The following is a 19,661-nucleotide window of genomic DNA, read 5'->3' as shown; positions in this document are numbered from 1 at the left end:
ATGAGCAAACTGAACTGGCTGGTGCTGTCAGAAAAAATGATGCAACGCTCACCGCGCGAACGCATTGGATTTCTGCTGGTAGGTTGGGTCATGGTTGGATTTCCGCTGTGGTTCTGGTGGATGCAACCGACATTGATGCAATGGCAGAAAACGAAACAGCAAGTGGTGGAACAACAGGTTCAACTGCAACAGATGAATGCGGCCCGAGACATTCTGAACGCAAGACTGCAACAGGATCCGGATCAGGCGATCCGTCAGGAATTGCAGGCGATGACGCTGCGGTTGCAGCAACTGGATAAAGCACTGGCTAGTCAGACGGTGGGTCTGATCCCCGCCAGCCGCATGGCGGGAACATTGCAGGACATGCTGGTGCGCTCGGGCAAACTGCAATTGCAGTCGCTGACGTCGCTGAAGCCAACACCATTATTGCCGGAAAAATCGGCGGTGAATTATTACCGGCATGGTGTCAAATTGATATTGCAGGGGCGTTACGCCGATATCTATGACTATCTGCGGATGCTGGAGGCATTGCCACAGCATTTTTACTGGCAGTCATTGCATTATCAGGTCGACCAATATCCGCTGGGAACGGTGGAGGTGATCCTCTATACCCTCGGTGACAGTAAGGAGTTTATCCGTGGTTAAGCGATGGTCACGGTTTGTCCTGCGACATTGTGTTCTACTGGCTGGCTTCGTCGTTTGTCTGACGACACAGGCTGAGAGCTTGCCGGATCCGACACAGCCATTTTCTATTGTGTCAGGCAATTCTCAGGCGCTCGCCAGCACGACGACCGAATTGCCGGTGTTGCAGAGCATTATTTACGGGAAACGGATACGGCATGCGGTGCTGGATGGCAAGGTCTGTCAGGAAGGATCAACCATTGGCCGTTACCGGATACGAGCGATCTATGTTGATCATGTGGTTGTGGAGGCGGATGGGATCCGTCATACGCTACGGTTGTTTTCACATAAAGTCAGGTATTAATAACGGATGCTGAAATTAACATCATTAGCGCTGGCCCTGCTGCTGGCAGGATGTGTGAGTTATAACCACCCCGAGCCGAAGGATGCAAAGCAGACCTTGCAGCAAGCTCAGAAAGCGCAGGCGCTGCAAGTGCCGGAAGAGGTGCAAGCCGAACTGTTGCCATCGTCGCTGCCGACGAACACGGTGGCTCCGGTCGTCAATGAAAAACGCTTCCGTGTTTCCGCCAAAGAGGTGCCGGCACCAGAGTTTTTTGCCTCACTGATGCAGGATGATCGCTACAGCATCGCGGTGCATCCCGGTGTCGAAGGGCTGATCACGCTGGATCTGCACGAAGTGACCTTGCCGGAGGTGCTGCAAACGGTGGCCGATATGTATGGTTTTGATATCCGCCGCACCGGGAATATATGGCATGTTTATCCGGCCGAGTTGAAAACCGAGACCTTCAGCGTCGACTATCTGATGATGACGCGCAACGGCCAGTCTCGCACCGCGATTAACACCGGCGCCATCTCGCAGTCGGGAAATAACAATGGCACCACATCTATCGGCTCCGGCAGCACGACGACCACCACCAATAACAACACATCTAATAATAGTAACAGTGCCAGCACCAATGGTACGCAGATCGATACCGATACCCGTTCCGACCTCTGGGGCGAATTACAAAAAGCGCTGGTGGGCCTGATCGGGAATGGTGAGGGGCGGGTGGTCGTGACCAATCCGCAGGCCGGTCTGGTCACCGTCAAGGCGATGCCGAGCGAATTAAAGGCCGTGCGCGAATTTCTGAAAACCTCTGAACAGCACCTGAAACGTCAGGTGATCCTGGAAACCAAGATCCTCGAAGTCAAACTGAATGAAGGTTATGAGCAAGGGGTTCAGTGGGATAATCTGAATCTCTGGAGCGGAAAAACCAGTATGACCGCAGGCTCGCTGGTTTCTCTGCCTACGACGACGAATACCACTGCGGCTGCTCTGGGCGGGGGGGCTGCATTTACGCTGACGAATGGCTCTTTTGATGCCGTGGTCAATCTGCTGAAAACACAGGGTGACGTCAATACGCTGTCCAGTCCGCGTGTGACCGCTACCAACAATCAGAAAGCCGTGATCAAAGTGGGGAACGATGAGTATTTTGTCACTGGTATTTCGTCCACGACCCAGTCGAGCAGTTCGACCACGACGACCTCGCCCGATATTCAGTTAACGCCGTTTTTCTCTGGCATCGCGCTGGATGTCACCCCGCAGATTGATGACAACAACAATGTGCTGCTGCACGTGCACCCGTCGGTGATCGATATTACCGAACAGAAGAAGCAGATTGATCTCAGTGGTCTTAGCAGCAATAGCACCAGCAGTACCGTGACGTTGCCGATGGCCTATAGCAATATTCGCGAGTCGGACACAGTGGTACAGGCTAAATCGGGTGATATCATCGTGATCGGTGGCCTGATGCGAACCAATAAAGAGCAACAGGTGACGAAAGTGCCTTGGCTGGGCGATATTCCGGGCGTGGGCGAACTGTTTACCAACAAGAAAGATGTCACCAGTAAAACCGAGCTGGTCATCATGCTGAAACCGCAGGTGGTCACGGCCGACACATGGCAGCAGCAATTACAGCGCTCGGAGCAATTGCTCGATAAATGGTATCCAGCCCAGAGGTAGCCCGTGTATCAGACGCACTTTGGTTTGAGTGATATGCCATTCGGCCTGACCCCGAATACCGGATTTTACTATGGCCTGCCGCCGCATGAAGAGGCGTTGCAGGTGTTGCGGGTCGCCTTGACCAGCGGCGAGGGGTTTATCAAGGTGACGGGCGAGGTCGGCACCGGAAAAACCTTGTTGCTGCGGAAATTTCTGAATGAATTGCCTGAGCATTATCAGGCGGCCTATCTGCCGAATCCTTGTCTGGAGGCGGAGGAATTGCGTCAGGCGCTGGCCACCGAACTGGGCATTGCAGAGCCCCGCCATACACTCAACCTGACGGATGCGATCCATCATCGTCTGGTCGAATTGTGTCAACAGGGCAAACAGGTCGTGCTGTTACTGGATGAGGCGCAAGCCTTATCGGATGCCGCATTGGAAGCGGTACGCCTGTTCGGCAATCTGGAAACTGAATCTAGCAAACTACTGCAGGTGATTCTGTTCGGACAACCGGAACTGGATCAACGTCTGGCTCAGTCGAATTTGCGCCAGTTACGCCAGCGGATCTCCTTTTCCTACCGTTTGCGGCCGTTGTTACCGGCAGAAACCTGTGCCTATCTGGCCTATCGTCTGCAAGTCTCTGGCTATAAGGGGATGCCGCTCTTTCATGGCATGACCCTGCGCCTGTTGTGGCAGGCCAGCCGCGGCATTCCCCGCTTGATCAATATTCTGGCGCACAAATGCCTGATGCAGGCCTACGGGCGTCAGCAGCGTCAGATCCGTTGGCGGGATGTGTTCCGAGCGGCGCAGGATACGGAAGATGCATCGGCTCCGGTCGCCTGGCTGGGATGGGGAACCGTACTGATATTGACAGGCGTTGTACTGGCGGGGATCTGGAGTCGCTGGGGATGAGTATTATTAATCGCATGCTGAAAGATCTGGATACGAGTTCGGCCAAAGTCACCATGGCACCGGTTTACAATCCGCCATCTCGTCGCTTGCCGGGCTGGTACTGGTGTCTGCTGTTGCTATTGCCGTTATCACTCTGGTTATGGTGGCAACCCCTGCAACAATGGCTGCATCCCAGCCCGAAAACGCCGCTCCGTATGGTGAGCCGAACCACTTCGCCGGAAACGATCAAACCGGCGTCACAAGCGGTTGCCACGACGCCAGTGCCTAAACCGGTCGTAACGGCGAGCGTTGCTGCGGTTCCGCCCGTGACAGGCGTAGCGGTACAGAAAGCGACCACCACGGAGGCAGTGCCTGTTGTACCATCGCAGCCGCGCCGTTTACCGGTTCCGGCGACGGATATGGCATCGGTCAGCAGCGAAAAACCGTTAAAAGCGGCTCCGCTGCAACCCGCACCGACAGAAGTGCAGCCGGTTCAGGAATCTCCTGTGCCGGAACCTTCAGCTTTGCGTGAAACCCAGACTGATGATGGCGCCGTCAATACCGATGCGGAACCGCAAGGCGAGATGCAGGTCGAGGAACAAAAATTATCGCCTGGTGAAATTGCCAATCTCGAACGACGCAAGTATCAACAGGCATTGGCGCGGCGTGATTCCGTGGCGGCCCAACAGGCGTTATTGCAGGTATTGGCCAACGATCCACTGGATCTGACCAGTCGCAAACAACTGGCTGCCTTGTACTACGGTGAGAGTCAACTAACGGCAGCGCATGAGATCTTAAAACAGGGCATCGCGCTGATGCCAACCAATGCGGATTTACGTCTGCTGGCGGCCAAGGTGGTCAATGCGATGGGCGATAAGTCCACCGCACTCCAGTACTTGTTGGCCATTTCGCCCTCTGCTGCGAATAACCTCGATTTTTACGCGTTGCGGGCGGCGTTGGCAGAACAATTGGGCCAGATGACCGAAGCTGGTAATAGCTACCAGATGCTGCTCCGGGCTCAGCCCTCGGTGGGGCGCTGGTGGCTGGGGTTGGCGATCACACAAGAGCAGAGAGGTCTGCAGGCAGACGCCCGACAGTCCTATCGTCGAGCTTTGCTGGATACGCAACTCAGTGCGGCATCCCGCCATTTTGCCCAGCAACGTATCAGCAGCCAACAGGAGAACTGATATGGCGCAACCCCGTTTACGCATGCGTCTGGGCGATCTGCTGGTCACCGAAAACATCATCAGTGCGGAACAACTAGAACTGGCGTTGCAGCAGCAGAAACAGCATGGCCGCAAATTGGGCACCACCCTGATTGATCTGGGGTTTATCGGCGAAGAACAGTTGCTGATGTTTCTGGCGCAACAGTTGAATATCCCGTTTTTTGATCTGAGCAAGCTGACGATCAACGCGCAGGCAGTGCAGTTGATACCGGAGGCCTATGCCCGACGTTACCGCGCACTCGCCGTACACATGACGTCAGAAACGGTCACTGTCGCGATGTCGGATCCGGCGGATCTGGCGGCACTGGATGCTCTGGCAGAACGTCTGCAACCCAGAGACATCTCACTGGCCGTTGCGCGCGAAAGTCAGTTGCTGGAGTTTTTTGATCGCCTGTACCGACGTACGCGGGAGATCGCCAATTTCGCGGAGCAGCTGCATCAGGAATTTGAATCCTCAGAGCTGGATTTTGGCCCGGTAGATGCCATCACCAATGAAAGTGATGCCACCGTCGTCAAGCTGCTGCGCTCCCTGTTTGAAGATGCGGTGCAAATGCGGGCTTCGGATATTCACATTGAACCGGACGAAAAAGTGCTGCGCATCCGCCAGCGTATTGATGGTGCCTTGCAGGAAAACGTACTGAACGAAGTGCGTATTGCGCAGGCGCTGGTGTTGCGCCTCAAGCTGGTGGCCGGGCTGGATATCTCCGAGAAACGTTTGCCACAGGATGGCCGTTTCAACATCAAAGTCCGTGGGCATGATATTGATGTCCGTATGTCGACGATGCCGGTGCAATATGGCGAATCGGTGGTGATGCGTTTGCTGGATCAGTCGGCGGGGTTACTGACGTTGGAACAGACGGGCATGCCGTCGGATATTCTGCTGCGCTTTCGTCGTCAGTTGCAGCGTCCGCATGGCATGATCCTGGTAACCGGCCCGACCGGTAGCGGCAAAACGACCACTTTGTACGGCGCGCTGTCTGAGCTGAACCTGCCGGGTAGTAAAGTGATCACGGTGGAAGATCCGGTGGAATATCGGTTACCCCGGATCAATCAGGTACAGGTTAACCCGAAGATCGGGCTGACATTTTCAACGGTGTTACGCGCCACCTTGCGTCAGGATCCCGATATTTTGCTGGTCGGGGAAATGCGTGACGATGAAACCGTCGAAATCGGATTGCGAGGTGCTCTGACCGGCCATCTGGTGCTCAGCACCTTACACACCAACGACGCGATTACCAGCGCCCTGCGCCTGATCGATATGAAAGCTCCCGGCTATCTGGTAGCCAGCGGGTTACGGGCGATCGTGGCACAACGTCTGGTCCGGCGGATCTGCCCGAAATGCAAACAGCCTTATCAGCCTGACGCCAGCGAACATGTCTGGCTGGAACACCTGACCGAGATCAATGCCAGGGATGTCCAGTTCCATCAGGGCATGGGCTGCCATAGCTGCAACTTCACCGGCTATCAGGGACGGATCGGGGTGTATGAACTACTAGAGCTCGATTTACCGATGATGGATGCATTACGCAGTAATGATGCGGAAGGGTTTGCCCGTGCTGCGCGGGAGAGTAAAGGTTACCGGCCTTTGGTGCATGTGGCGCTGGACTATGCCAAAGAGGGGATCACCTCGCTGGATGAAGTATTGCGGCTTGCGGAAGTGGTGGTGTAACGATGCCGCGTTATCACTTCAAAGGACGGAATCAGCAAGGAGAAGCCGTCAGTGGTGAACTGGAAGGGGCCAGTGAAACCGCCATCGCCGAACAACTGTTACGACGCGGGATCATGCCGACGGCACTGACCGAGCAAAAACCGGGGGCGACAAATTGGCAATTCAGTGGGTCACTTTTATTCGCCAAACAGGTCTCGCTGGAAGAGCTGGTGATGTTTACCCGGCAAATGTACGCACTGACCAAGGCCGGGATCCCGCTGCTGAGGTCGATTCACGGCCTAGAAGAAAATGCCCGCAGTGAGGCTTTGCGCCGGGCGCTCGCCACTTTGAAAGAGGATTTGGGTAACGGGAAGCCGATATCCGTCTCCATGCAGGCGCATCCGGCTGTCTTCAGCAGCCTGTTTATTGCCATTATTCATGTGGGTGAGAATACCGGGAATCTGGAAAGTGCGTTTTTACAACTGACTCGTTATTTTGAACTGGAGATGGAAACGCGCAAACGGATCAAAACCGCATTGCGTTATCCCAGTTTTGTCTTGATGGCACTGGCGATCGCCATGACCATATTGAATATATTTGTGATCCCGACGTTTGCCAATATATTCACCCGCTTCGGTGCAGAGCTGCCGTGGGCAACCAAGGTCTTGTTGGCGACCTCCCATTTTTTTGTCAGTTATTGGCCGCTGCTGCTGCTGGGATCTGCACTGAGTATATTCGGAATTCGGCGCTGGCTAAACACCCCTCAGGGCAAGATGTTCTGGCATCGAATTCAATTGCGCCTTCCCATTGTCGGTTCCATCCTGCTGCGCTCACTGATGGCCCGTTTTTGTCGCAGCTTTGCCATGATGTTGCGTTCTGGCATCCCCATCAATCAGGCACTAAGTCTGGTCGCCGATGCAGTGGACAACGTCTTTATTGCCCAGTATGTCCGCGAAATGCGCTCTGGGGTGGAACGGGGTGAAAGTTTGCTTCGTACAGCCTCCGGCAGCCAGTTGTTCACACCACTGGTCATGCAGATGATTGCGGTGGGTGAAGAGACCGGCATGGTCGATCAAATGATCCAGGAAGCGGCGGAATATTATGAGCGGGAGGTCGATTACGATCTTAAAACACTCACCGCGAAAATCGAGCCGATCTTGATTGTCCTGGTCGCGGTCATGGTGCTGATTCTGGCACTGGGGATCTTTACGCCAATGTGGGACATGATGCGTGTATTCAAGGGGCGCTAAATGAGCGCCCAGACGGATGCGGATCGTCGACTGAGGGGCGTATTCCGTTTACTGATCACTGCCTGTGTGATTCTGGGGTTGATGAGCAGTCTGCTCTGGTTTGCCCAGCAACGGCAGCAAGAGGCGATTTCACTGGCATTGAAGATGCGCACCCAGCTCTGGCAGGAACACCTGCCGATCTTGCAACAACAGTGGCGGATGCAACAAAAGCCGGCTCACTGGAAGCTGGAGGGCCAGGGGTTGTCGATGTCGGCCTCTGGCTGGCCTATGGCCGGAACGAGCGAGGATTGCCGCGTGTTGTGGCAGGTTCTTTTGGCGGAAGCACCGTCCCCTTTGATTCAGCAGATCCAGCCCTTAGCGACAGGGTGTCGTTACCAGACAGAAAAAGCCCGTCTGGAATATGACTATCTGCACGAGCGGATTACGTTTTCTGCGATAGAACAGTGATTTTTCATATCCTTACCGAACTATCAATTTACGCATAAGAAACAGTCAATTATCATAGATGCAGGCCTGCATTGTGATTGGCTGGCAACGAACAAACAATTCATTTACTCACAGGAAACAAGTATGAAACGTAGTGCGGGCTTTACGCTGATAGAACTGATTATTGTGATTGTTATTCTGGGTATTCTGGCAGTGACGGCTGCGCCGAAGTTTTTGAATTTGCAAGGTGACGCGCGTACATCCACCGTAAATGCGATGAAAGGGGCAGTACAATCAGCTGCTGCGATGGCCTATTCCAAAGCCATTATTGCAGGCAAAGATAAGGCTTCGAGTGCAACTGCGGGCATTACGGTCAATGGAAATGGCGTGGATCTGGTCTATGGCTACCCAGCTGCAACTGCATCAGGTATTGCCAATGTGATTGAAGCGTCTGCAGCTGAATGGACCGGTGTTGCCACTGGCAGCAGCTATATCCTTACACCGGCTGGCATGACTTCAGGTGCCAGTGCAACGTGTGGTGTGACCTATTCACCTGCCACTTCTACGGCGGCACCAACTACCACAACAGTAACCACTGGTTGCTAAATTGAATGAACTATGACCAAGTATCGGGGTTTCACACTGATTGAACTCATTCTGGTCATTGTTCTGCTCGGGGTGCTGGCGGTTACGGTGGCACCCCGTTTCTTTTCCGCGTCAGGTTATGACCAGATCGCTGCACGCGATCAATTGATCCAGCTGTTACGGCAGGCACAGTTGCAAAGCATGAATAACAGTGCGGAGTGTCAGGTCGTTCATTTCAACAACAATCAGTCATGGATCCCCAGCGATCCGTCGCTTTGCTCGGTGGTCGCGGCTGGCGAAACTACGGCCGCATTTGATATCTGGGGGCGCCCAGTCAGCACATCGGCAACCACATTTACGCTCAGTGGTGAATCGGCCGTCAAAGTCTGTATCGAAGCGGAAGGCTATATTCATGCCTGCTAATTATCGGAGTGCGAACCCTCGGAGTGCGAACCATAGCAGCGGCGGTTTTACCTTGCTGGAACTGGTGGTCGGCATCACGATATTTGCGATTGTCATGACGTTAATTGTCACTACCTTTTTACCGATCGTGCATCGCCAGACACAACCCATCTATCAGGTGCGGGCAGCCGAATTAGGTCAGGCCATGTTGCAGGAAGTTATGACGCGCACCTTTGACCAGAATTCAGACCGTAGTGGCACCACGGTTGCCGGAAAATATCCCTATTGCGGTGCTATTGCTGCAGGGGTTTCTGCCGAGGTGAGTACGGGGGCCTGCTCATCGATTCTGGGGCCGGAAACCGGTGAATCGTACCCGCAATTCAACGATGTCGATGATTATAACTACTTCTGCGCCCATCCCATTGCTGGCGATGTGCTGGCTGCGGCACAATCGCTGAATACCTCACTTTATCAATATTATACGGTGGCAGTTTGTGTGACGAATGCGCCTGCATTTTTAGGGCAAGCCACAAACCGTACCGATGTGGCGAAACAAATCACGGTTACAGTGACGACGCCTGCCGGGGAGTCGATTCCGTTCACCAGTTACCGGAGTAATTACTGATGCGAAGTCGCGGTTTTACTCTGGTGGAGTTGGTGGTGGTGATTGTGCTACTGGGTATAGTCGGGGTTATTTCATTCCGGTTTATCGGGCAAACGGTACAACTGTATAGCGATAGCACCCTACAGCAACAGCGGATTGCCGAGGCGCGTTTTGTTCAGGAGCGACTGAGTCGTGAAATCGCCGGCAGCTACCCTTTCAGCTTGCGTGATCCGTTTGCCAATGATTTATCCTTCAAGGGAAAATGCATCGAATATATTCGGGTTGCCGCCGTAGGGGCGTATACCGGGTCTGCAACCGCCAGCATGACACTGAACGTGCTGGATAACCCGACCGATCTGTTACAAGCGGGAAGTGTGGGAGCTATGAGTGCGGCACGACGGGTCTCGATCCATTCACAGGATGCCTCTGATCTTTATGCCAGCGCTGATACCAATACTGTCAAATCCGTCACCGCCTTTTCATCTCTCAACCATATTGCGACCTTTGCTTCCGCTTTTACTTCGGATTCGACCGGAAAACGGTATGTGGTGCTGGATGCGACCGGTCCGGTAAGCTGGTGTTTGTTTAACAACCAGTTATATCGTTATAGCAACTATAATCCGGATTATACTTTTTCCTATGCCGGAAGTTGGTTTGCTACCGAGGCGAAGTCAGGTTCGGCCTATAGCAGCCTGATGGTAGAACATGTCAGCCCGAGCACTCTGTTTCAGATCATTCCGTCATCACAGGATCATAATGCCGAGCTGGATCTTTCATTACAGCTCAGCACAGATAGTGAAGGCGATAGCCTGACCTTTAATCGTCGGATGCCGGTGAATTATGTTCCCTGAACCTCGTCGCGTTTATCCCTCCGTTATCAGAACACAGCAAGGTTCGATGCTGGTGGTGGCGGTTTTTATTATTGTCGTATTTGGAGCGCTGATCACTGCATTAAGCAACATACTGACATCGTCACAAACTGCGGTGGGCTATGAGGTCTTGGGTGTGAGAGCGCAAGCCGTCGCGAATGCCGGCATGGAGGCCGGGTTGTATCAGGTATTACGGCAGGCGGCGACATGCAGTGTGATGTCAGGCGGTGCTACCACGCCACAAACAGAGTTAACGGCCACTTTAGACACTACTGCCCCCGCATTAACGCAGTGTACGGTATCGGTGAAATGTGGCCAGCGCAGCGCCGTCGCGGGCAGTACGGCGACCTATTATGTGCTAAACAGCACAGGCACCTGTATTGGCGGCAACCAAAATCTGACTGCACAAAGAACGATAAAGGCTGAGGTGCAACGGTGAACATGGCTAAGTTAATACGTTTTACTTTGACGCTATTTTGTTGCCTGGCGAGCCTGTGGGTACGGGCCGATGTCGTGCTGGTTGGGAGCATGAATATCGGTGATAACAGCACCAATGCCATTAATCCCACCACCCTGGTAGGGCAAAGCAACAATGCTTATATTCCTGGGGCGCATCCCATTCATTTCACGCTGTCGCAATCCGGTACTGTTACTCAACTAAAGGTAAATAATTTATCCGGTTACCTGCATGGCGTTAACTTTGTGGTTTGGAATAGTTCCGGTCAGGTCGTCATCAGCCAGACGGCGAGCGATTCACAACCGAACCTGATTTCCGGTTCATGGAGTTTAGCGGCGGGTGATTATCGTATGGCGGTATGGGGACAATGCATCAAAGAGAGTAACTATGCCATTATCTCGTATTCCTCTTGCTTAAATCCCAACGGACAACAGGAATGGGACGATATCAGTTTCACGAATATTACCCTGACGGGTATCAGTTCATCATCGGTCAATTTTATACAACGGCTGCATCTTGGTGATAGTACCGATGCAACCCGCTGGTATCCACCATCGCCCTCTGCCAATGTTTCTGTGTCGGATACAACCAGTGGTGCTGCTATCACTTCAGATTGGACTGGTTCATCAGTCATTTATTCTTTTTCAGTGACAACGTTGTCGACGTTAAACAAACTGACTTTATTTCAAATGACTGACTGGCAAGTAGCGGGGGCTTCGCGAGTTCAGCTCCGTCAGAAAAACAGCAGCACTTATCTTTGGCAATATTCATTTACCGCAAATGGGGATTTAACCTGGCAGCCAAATATCACATTGTCTCCCGGCAATTATGAGGTCGTGGTCAGTACGGATTATTCGTATTGGTATGATTCAGACGATATCTCCTGGGACGATGTGGTGGTCTCGTTGCAGCCGGTCGCGGTTGATCCTGCGTGTGCGGCGCTATTTCCCTATCCGATACAAGGTCGTAATTCATCAGGCTATATTGATTTCGGTGGCGGTTATAATTCGGGCCCAGCCGGACTGGTGTATGGCACCAATGGCGGCAAGATTGGTTATTCTTCGATCCGGAACGTAAATACGGTCAATACGACGAATGGCAACTGTGATGGGCTGGTGTGCGTGTTTGATGCATATGCCAAGTCATTAGCCTTAAATACAAATCCGTTTCCGACATCGGGGACGAAGTCAGTGACGGTGGATTACAGTTATCCCAATTACACCCGGACGCTAACCAGTGCCGATGGCAGTGCCTTTGGTGATGTGACCCTGTATAGCGATACTTATCTGAATATCACGAATCCGGGGATTACCATCAAAAATCTGACGCTCAATAGCGGTGTGACGACGGTATATCTGGCGGCAGGGGAATATTGGATCGATAACCTGAGCATAGCGAGTGGTGCCCAGATTGTCTTAAACGGTGAAGTCAGATTGCATGTTAAAACCCTTACGATGCAGAGCAGCAGCTATCTGAACTCGCCAAAAGGTGTTTACACTCCTACCGCTTACCAGGGCGGCGATCCATCTAAGTTATTACTGATCATGTACGGACCGCTGACGTTGGGCAACAATGCCATTATCTCCGGCATGATTTATCGCACCGATTACAATGCGGGGGGAACCGATATCAATATGGCGTCCTCGTCTTATATTTTCGGACGGGTGAATGCTAACAGCATCGCTATGACTTGGGGATCTACAATATATGGTGCCAACCAGCAGTGTCCCTCATTACCTGCGACGACTTCGGTTAATCACTATGAAATCCGCTATCCGGCCAGCCAGATCACCTGCGAACCGGCCACCATCACGATCAATGCGTGTACCAACAGTGATACCAGTTCCTGTACTAAAGATACGACAGCCAGTTCCTCAGTCACATTGGCATCGCCCACATCCGGCTGGAGCAGTAATCCGGTCACATTAACCAATGGCTCGGCAACGGTCACGTTAAGTCATTATGCGGTGGGCAGTGTGACACTGGGGCTGAGCGGTTCTAGTGCGTATACCTGTTTTAAAAATGGAGTGGTAGACAGTAGTTGCCAGTTGCCATTTGTTTCATCGGCATTTTCGTTTGATATTCCTACCTTCTACGCAGGCAGCAACAGCGGCAATGTGACCCTGAAAGCCTTACAGGCCTCCGGCAGTAATCCGGCGGTGTGTACATCGCTGTTTGTGAATCAGACCCAGAATATTAATTTTTCCAGTCAGTATGTGTTACCCGCGACAGGAACATTGTTACCCTCATTAAATGGCACCCCGATCAGCAGCAACACCAGTGTGCCGCTTACCTTTAATAGCGCAGGAACAGCGTCACTGAATCTGGCCTATAACGATGCCGGGGTGTTGGGGATCACCGCACAATATACGAAAACTGATGCAGCAGCTGGTTCCTTATCCATTTCCGGTTCCGATAATGTGGCCGTGTTGCCCGCTAAGATTTTACTGACCGCCGCCGATCAGACGGCTTGCAGTGGCAATTCTGACGCCACCTATGCCAACTGTGCCAAATATAAGACGGTGGGTGCTAATTTCGTATTGAATGCTGAGGCGGGTTATACCAGCGGGGGCAGTTGGCATAAGACAGCCAATTTCACCTATTCAGCTTCGGGAATGAATATCTTACCCGAAGTACAACATCAGCTCATGGCACCCGCGCCACCGCCTGCTGGTACAGGTGTTTTACCTGCGTTGGCTTCCACGTCACTGACGTTTTCAGGTGGGGTGGCCTCTGCGACACTGAGTGAAAGTGATGTAGGGGTCTATGAATATGGCGTCTCGGCATTTGTGCCTTATGCCGCCTATCAGAACGAATCGCCTCAGCTCACTGTCCCGCTCAGTTGGAGTGATCCGGTTGGTCGTTTTATTCCGTCCAGATTGCAGGCGGCGGCGCTCAGTCAGGGTACATTATCGACAGACACCTGCAGCAATAATGCCGTCAATGCAGCCTTGGGATATACCGGACAATCACTGCGCTTTGCGACTGCACCGATGTTGAGTGTGACCGCCTTGGGCAGTGATGGCACCACGGTGCTGAAAAATTACCAGGGGGCATTTGCCAAGATTACCGGCACTAATGCGGCGGATAGCGGTAATTTTGTGGCAGTACTGGGGCCGAAAAGCAGCGTGAACACCTTAACCAGCACGGCGACCTGGCAGGCCGGTAGCTGGAGCACCCTCTCGTCGCCCTACAATTTGCTGTACAGCTTTGGCAATGATGCCTTTATCTTCAATAAAACCAGCAGCAATGCGGTAGTGCCTTTTGAAACGGCACTCGCAGTAACAACATTGACCGATAGCGATGGTGTCACCACGACTGGCTTACCATTGAACCTGTTCCCCGTTGCCCCCGACGGCAGCGCCTTTAAGGTATATTCAGGGCGGTTGCTGCTGGAGAACGCCAACGGTGCCGAAAATAGTGCTCTGACCTTACCCTTCTATATGCAGTACTGGAATGGTTCTGCGTATGTACTGAATTCAGCCGACAATTGCTCGGTGCTGGCCAGTGATGCGTTGTTGATGAATTCAGCCAGTTCCTGGTCAGGTATTCCGCTGCGCACCAGCAGTATCAGCAGCAGTAGCGCGACGACGAATGCGACGCTGTCTCCGGGCCAGATCTCAGGCGGTATGGGCAATATTCTTTTTTCTGCGCCCAATGCCACGGGCTGGGTCGATATCAGCGGCAGTGCTTCGTTGCCGCGTTGGATGCAAGATCTCTCACAAACATCAGGACTCAATCCGGCGCGCGCCAGTTTTGGCTATTATCGTGGCAATGATCGCTTAATTTACCGACGGGAAGTGTTTGGACAATGAGTCAGTGCCAGAATAAGTAAAGTCAGCGATGATCTGACTTTCTCTTGCTTCGGATGCTTGCTGAACGGGACGGGGATTGGTAAAGTGAGCCGTTTTTCGCATATCCCGTAATTACTCAGGATCCCCCGCATCATGTTCAAGAAGCTCCGTGGCCTGTTTTCCAATGATCTGTCGATCGATTTGGGTACCGCCAATACTCTGATTTATGTTAAAGGCAAAGGTATCGTGCTGAACGAGCCTTCGGTGGTTGCCATTCGTCAGGAACGCGGTGGCACCGCCAAATCTGTCGCGGCAGTCGGCCATGCGGCTAAAATGATGTTGGGGCGTACGCCAGGCAATATCGCCGCCATCCGTCCAATGAAAGATGGTGTGATCGCCGACTTTTCTGTGACTGAAAAGATGTTGCAGCATTTTATCAAGCAGGTTCATGAAAATAACCTGATGCGTCCAAGCCCGCGTGTGCTGGTCTGTATTCCGTGTGGTGCCACTCAGGTGGAACGCCGGGCGATCAAAGAGTCAGCACAAGGTGCTGGTGCGCGTGAGGTGTACCTGATTGAAGAGCCGATGGCGGCGGCAATCGGCGCGGGTCTGCCAGTGTCTGAAGCGACCGGTTCTATGGTGGTGGATATCGGTGGTGGTACTACCGAAGTGGCCATTATCTCTCTGAACGGGGTGGTTTACTCTTCTTCAGTTCGTATTGGCGGCGACCGTTTTGACGAAGCCATTATCAGCTATGTCCGTCGTAATTACGGCAGCCTGATTGGTGAATCTACCGCCGAACGTATCAAACACGAAATCGGCTCTGCCTATCCTGGCGATGAAATCCACGAGATCGAAGTTCGTGGTCGTAATCTGGCTGAGGGCGTGCCTCGCAGTTTCACGCTCAATTCCAATGAGATCCTAGAAGCGTTGCAGGAACCGTTAAGTGGTATCGTGAGTGCGGTGATGCTGGCATTAGAACAGTCACCACCAGAACTGGCTTCAGATATTTCTGAAAAAGGCATGGTACTGACCGGTGGTGGCGCGTTGCTGCGTAATCTGGATCGCCTGCTGATGGAACATACCGGTATTCCGGTCGTGGTTGCGGAAGATCCGTTGACCTGTGTTGCCCGTGGTGGTGGTCGCGCTCTTGAGCTGATCGACATGCACGGTGGCGACCTGTTTCATTACGAATAATTGATCGCGCTGAGGTTGTCGACTGATGACAACCTCCGGCTGACAGTATCATGCGGACTATTTTTGGACGGGGTCCATCCCTGCAACTCCGGCTATTTCTCACTGTGCTGCTATCCTTAGCGGGCATCGTTGCTGATGCCCGTTTTCATCTGTTTGATAGTGTCCGTTTGTATATCAACACCTTTGCCAGCCCCTTATTGCATTTAGCCAGCGTCCCGCGTGATGTGGTCGAAGAGGCCAGTCAGCAGTTAAGTTCCCGCGGTGAATTGTTGAAAGAAAATCAGCAGATGCAGCAGCAGCTTTTCCTGCTGCGCAGCGATTTGTTGCGGATGGCTGAACTGAGTCAGGAGAATCGCCGGTTGCGCGAATTGCTGGGTTCTCCTGTTACACAAGACTCCCGGAAAATGGTGGCACGCATCCTGTCGGTCGATTCGGATCCTTTTGTTTATCAGGTGGTGATCGATAAGGGGATTGAACATCACGTCTATGAAGGTCAGCCGGTGGTCAATGATCAGGGTGTCATAGGTCAGGTAGTCAGCGTGGGTAAAACCTCCAGCCGTGTCTTGTTGATCACCGATGTCAGCCATGCGTTACCGGTTCGAGTGTTGCGTAATGATCTCCGGGCAATCGCTTCCGGTACGGGGAATATCAACGAGCTCACGCTGAAGAATTTGCCTCGGAATGTCGATATTAAAGAGGGTGATATTCTGGTGACCTCTGGTCTGGGCGGTCATTTCCCGGAAGGTTATCCGGTGGCGAAAGTCACGCACTTCTCGAATCAGGAACAAAGTCCGTTTGCTGAAATCAAGGCTGAGCCATTGGCCACGTTGGATCGGCTGCGTTATGTGTTGCTGCTGTGGGAGGATGCCAAAGCCATGGGGCCACTGCCTGTGATGTCTGCAGTAACGGCGAATGCGTCGGCTGTGGGTAGCACGAAAAAAGAGGAGTCGTCCACCCCCGAAGCGACAAAGACAGACAGTCATCCTGCTGAACCAGCGGCTACCAAGCAGACAGAGAAGCCAGGTTCAGAGAATGCGAAGAAATCTACGCATAAACCACGTCATAAAGGAACCACGGTTGCTGTCTCTGGGAAAGTGAAACATCAGGAGCAAAGGCAATGAGTGGTTCGTTAACTGGTCATGGTAAAGGCTCGATCTACCTGACCCTGATCGTTGCCATCATTCTGACCATGGTGCCATTACCCGCCGTGATTGACATGTTCCGACCTGACTGGGTGGCGTTGGTTGTCCTGTATTGGGTGATTGCACTGCCACATCAACTGAGTGTAGTCAGTGCCTGGGTCGTGGGTTTGCTCATGGACATTCTGCTGGGGTCTACGCTGGGTGTTCATGCGTTGGGCATGGCCGTGATCTCCTGTGTGGCCGGCACTCAATATCAGCAGTTACGTAATTTTTCTGTTTGGCAGCAGGCTCTGGTCATGGGCGCGTTGATCTTTGTAGATCAGTTGCTGGTTTTCTGGGTTGAACATCTGTTTTCGTCGCCACGCATGAACCCTCGTTTTGCCTGGGCTGCGCTCAGTTCTACATTGATCTGGCCTTCAATCTATCTTTTCCTGCGCTATATCCGTCGTCGTTTTAACATCAGGTAATCGCTATGTCTGCCCGCGCCATTCTTTATCTGGCATCTGCCTCACCGCGTCGTCGGGAGTTGCTGTCACTGCTGGAGTATCCGTTTGACGTTCTTTCTGTACAAGTGGAAGAACGGCGAGATCCGGGAGAAGCACCGGCGGATTATGTGCAGCGTCTGGCGTGCGATAAGTCTCAGGCGGGCTGGTTAGCGTGTGCGGGTGAAAAACCGGTATTAGGCGCTGATACTATTGTTGTTTTTGGACAAGAAGTGCTGGAAAAACCACAGGATTTCGCCGATGCTCAACGTATATTGCAGTTATTGTCCGGACAAACCCATACCGTGATGACAGCCGTGGCACTTTCCTCTGCACAAGGGTGTGAAGTGATACTGGTGAATTCGCAGGTGACATTCCGCAAATTAACTCAGGCCGAAATCCTTCGGTACTGGCAAAGTGGCGAACCGGCAGATAAAGCGGGTGCCTACGGAATTCAGGGGATCGGCGGAAAGTTTGTCAGCCACCTGAGCGGAAGCTATTCCGCCGTCGTGGGCCTACCGTTGCTGGAAACAGATATGTTACTGCAAAAAATTTTGTCACCCCACATGACGTCAGATTATTAAGGCTGAACTATGTCAACCGAATTGTTGGTCAACGTAACTCCTTCCGAGACCCGGGTCGCGCTGGTGGATCATGGCATGTTGCAGGAAGTGCATATTGAGCGTCAGGCAAAGCGCGGGATCGTCGGTAACATTTACAAAGGCAAGATCAGCCGGGTGTTGCCGGGCATGCAGGCGGCGTTTGTCGATATCGGTATGGATAAGGCGGCGTTCCTGCATGCATCCGATATTGTGCCGCATACCGAATGTGTGGATATCAAGGAAAAAGAGCATTTTCAGGCCGGCAATATCGCTGAACTGGTTCGCCAGGGGCAGGATATCATGGTGCAGGTCGTTAAAGACCCAATGGGGACCAAAGGCGCCCGTTTGACCACCGATATCACCTTGCCATCGCGCTATCTGGTGTTTATGCCGGGCAGTGCGCATGTTGGTGTCTCCCAGCGCATTGACAGTGAAGAGGAACGTGAACGCCTGAAAGAGATTGTCACACGGCATGTGGATGAATTGGGCGGCTTTATCGTCCGCACGGCGGCCGAAGGGGTAGGTGAAAAAGAGCTGGAACAGGACACCATCTTTCTGAAACGTCTGTGGCGCAAGGTGTTAGAGCGTCGGCAGAAATACCCGACCTGCCATGTGCTGTATGCCGAATGGAGTCTGGCATTCCGTATTCTGCGGGATTTTGTCGGTGATGAACTGGATAAGATCCGCGTGGACTCCCGTCAGACCTTCGAACAGCTGGTTCATTTCACCGATGAATTCGTGCCCGAAATGGCGGGCAAGCTCGACTATTATTCCGGTGAGTCACCGATCTTCGATTTGTACGATGTCGAGAATGAAATCCAGCGGGCGCTGGAGCGTAAGGTAGAGCTGAAATCCGGTGGCTACCTGATCATCGATCAGACCGAGGCCATGACGACGATTGATATCAATACCGGTGCATTTGTCGGCCATCGTAATCTGGAAGAGACCATTTTCAACACCAATATTGAAGCCACGGCAGCCATTGCCCGTCAGCTTCGTCTGCGTAATCTCGGCGGTATTATCATCATCGATTTCATCGACATGCAGAGTGAAGATCACCGTCGGCGGGTATTGCAGAGTCTGGAACAGGCACTGGCCAAAGATCGGGCCAAAACTGGGGTCAATGGTTTCTCGCAACTGGGTTTAGTGGAAATGACCCGCAAGCGCACCCGCGAGAGTCTGGAACATGTGTTGTGTTCGGAGTGCCCGGCGTGTAAAGGACGTGGTCGTGTCAAAACGGTGGAATCAGTCTGCTACGAAATTCTGCGTGAAATTCTGCGTGTTAATCGGGCTTACGATGCCGATCAGTTTGTGGTTTATGCTTCTCCTGCGGTGGCAGAGGCATTGCGAGGCGATGAATCGCATAGCCTAGCTGAGCTGGAAGTCTTTATCAGTAAACAGGTCAAAGTGCAGGCAGAGCCTTTGTACAATCAAGAACAGTATGACGTGGTGATGATGTAAGT

Annotated in this window: 18 protein-coding genes and 1 pseudogene; all 19 read left to right on the top strand. The window is 52.8% G+C overall.

The features are described from left to right. The 19 genes and pseudogenes from H027_RS0106660 (at position 1) to rng (ending at position 19,659) form a co-directional block, all read left to right on the top strand. Positions 1 to 645 carry a formyl transferase gene (locus tag H027_RS0106660; RefSeq protein ID WP_024871709.1) on the top strand — a complete coding sequence of 215 codons (645 nt, stop codon included), beginning with the start codon at positions 1 to 3 and terminating at the stop codon, positions 643 to 645. Further along, positions 638 to 985, top strand: a complete 348-nt coding sequence (locus H027_RS0106655; protein ID WP_024871708.1) for a hypothetical protein — start codon at positions 638 to 640, stop codon at positions 983 to 985. Before H027_RS0106660 ends, H027_RS0106655 begins: the two co-directional genes overlap by 8 nt. A 6-nt stretch (positions 986 to 991) precedes the next feature. Beyond that, positions 992 to 2,644: a pilus (MSHA type) biogenesis protein MshL gene (gene mshL, locus H027_RS0106650; protein WP_024871707.1), complete on the top strand. Its 1,653-nt coding sequence runs from the start codon at positions 992 to 994 to the stop codon at positions 2,642 to 2,644. A gap of 3 nt (positions 2,645 to 2,647) precedes the next feature. Next, a complete protein-coding gene (locus H027_RS0106645; RefSeq protein WP_024871706.1) occupies positions 2,648 to 3,535 on the top strand; it encodes an ExeA family protein in 888 nt (295 codons plus the stop codon). Next, positions 3,532 to 4,701: a tetratricopeptide repeat protein gene (locus H027_RS18290; protein WP_024871705.1), complete on the top strand. Its 1,170-nt coding sequence runs from the start codon at positions 3,532 to 3,534 to the stop codon at positions 4,699 to 4,701. The genes H027_RS0106645 and H027_RS18290 overlap by 4 nt, the downstream gene beginning before the upstream one ends. A 1-nt stretch (position 4,702) precedes the next feature. Continuing rightward, positions 4,703 to 6,409: a GspE/PulE family protein gene (locus H027_RS0106635; protein WP_024871704.1), complete on the top strand. Its 1,707-nt coding sequence runs from the start codon at positions 4,703 to 4,705 to the stop codon at positions 6,407 to 6,409. 2 nt (positions 6,410 to 6,411) lie between these two features. Then, positions 6,412 to 7,638, top strand: coding sequence for a type II secretion system F family protein (locus H027_RS0106630; protein WP_024871703.1), 1,227 nt, complete (start codon positions 6,412 to 6,414; stop codon positions 7,636 to 7,638). After that, complete coding sequence (locus tag H027_RS0106625; protein WP_024871702.1) at positions 7,639 to 8,085, top strand: hypothetical protein; 447 nt, start codon at positions 7,639 to 7,641, stop codon at positions 8,083 to 8,085. Between the two features lie 123 nt (positions 8,086 to 8,208). Beyond that, the gene (locus H027_RS0106620) at positions 8,209 to 8,670 is read left to right on the top strand and encodes a prepilin-type N-terminal cleavage/methylation domain-containing protein (protein WP_024871701.1); all 462 of its coding nucleotides are present in this window, start codon (positions 8,209 to 8,211) and stop codon (positions 8,668 to 8,670) included. 12 nt (positions 8,671 to 8,682) lie between these two features. Then, positions 8,683 to 9,072, top strand: a complete 390-nt coding sequence (locus H027_RS19230) for a type II secretion system protein (RefSeq protein WP_024871700.1) — start codon at positions 8,683 to 8,685, stop codon at positions 9,070 to 9,072. Then, entirely contained in the window at positions 9,062 to 9,676 is a 615-nt protein-coding gene (locus H027_RS0106610) for a type IV pilus modification PilV family protein (protein WP_024871699.1), read from the top strand. The genes H027_RS19230 and H027_RS0106610 overlap by 11 nt, the downstream gene beginning before the upstream one ends. After that, positions 9,676 to 10,506, top strand: a complete 831-nt coding sequence (locus H027_RS0106605) for a prepilin-type N-terminal cleavage/methylation domain-containing protein (protein ID WP_024871698.1) — start codon at positions 9,676 to 9,678, stop codon at positions 10,504 to 10,506. The genes H027_RS0106610 and H027_RS0106605 overlap by 1 nt, the downstream gene beginning before the upstream one ends. Beyond that, entirely contained in the window at positions 10,496 to 10,963 is a 468-nt protein-coding gene (locus H027_RS18285; RefSeq protein WP_024871697.1) for a hypothetical protein, read from the top strand. Before H027_RS0106605 ends, H027_RS18285 begins: the two co-directional genes overlap by 11 nt. 2 nt (positions 10,964 to 10,965) lie before the next feature. Further along, complete coding sequence (locus H027_RS0106595) at positions 10,966 to 14,796, top strand: DUF6701 domain-containing protein (protein WP_038149201.1); 3,831 nt, start codon at positions 10,966 to 10,968, stop codon at positions 14,794 to 14,796. Between the two features lie 132 nt (positions 14,797 to 14,928). After that, complete coding sequence (locus H027_RS0106590; RefSeq protein ID WP_024871695.1) at positions 14,929 to 15,972, top strand: rod shape-determining protein; 1,044 nt, start codon at positions 14,929 to 14,931, stop codon at positions 15,970 to 15,972. Between the two features lie 50 nt (positions 15,973 to 16,022). Continuing rightward, positions 16,023 to 16,910: pseudogene (gene mreC / locus H027_RS17540) on the top strand (rod shape-determining protein MreC); the annotation flags it as partial. Between the two features lie 179 nt (positions 16,911 to 17,089). Continuing rightward, positions 17,090 to 17,581 carry a rod shape-determining protein MreD gene (gene mreD / locus H027_RS0106580; protein WP_024871693.1) on the top strand — a complete coding sequence of 164 codons (492 nt, stop codon included), beginning with the start codon at positions 17,090 to 17,092 and terminating at the stop codon, positions 17,579 to 17,581. 5 nt (positions 17,582 to 17,586) lie between these two features. After that, entirely contained in the window at positions 17,587 to 18,180 is a 594-nt protein-coding gene (locus H027_RS0106575; protein WP_024871692.1) for a Maf family protein, read from the top strand. 9 nt (positions 18,181 to 18,189) lie between these two features. Then, positions 18,190 to 19,659, top strand: a complete 1,470-nt coding sequence (gene rng, locus H027_RS0106570) for a ribonuclease G (protein ID WP_024871691.1) — start codon at positions 18,190 to 18,192, stop codon at positions 19,657 to 19,659. Positions 19,660 to 19,661 lie beyond the last annotated feature (2 nt).

Source organism: Tolumonas lignilytica (genome assembly GCF_000527035.1).
Lineage (GTDB): Bacteria > Pseudomonadota > Gammaproteobacteria > Enterobacterales > Aeromonadaceae > Tolumonas > Tolumonas lignilytica.
Note: the sequence above shows the minus strand (reverse complement) of the source record. Positions and strands in the feature narration are given on the sequence as shown.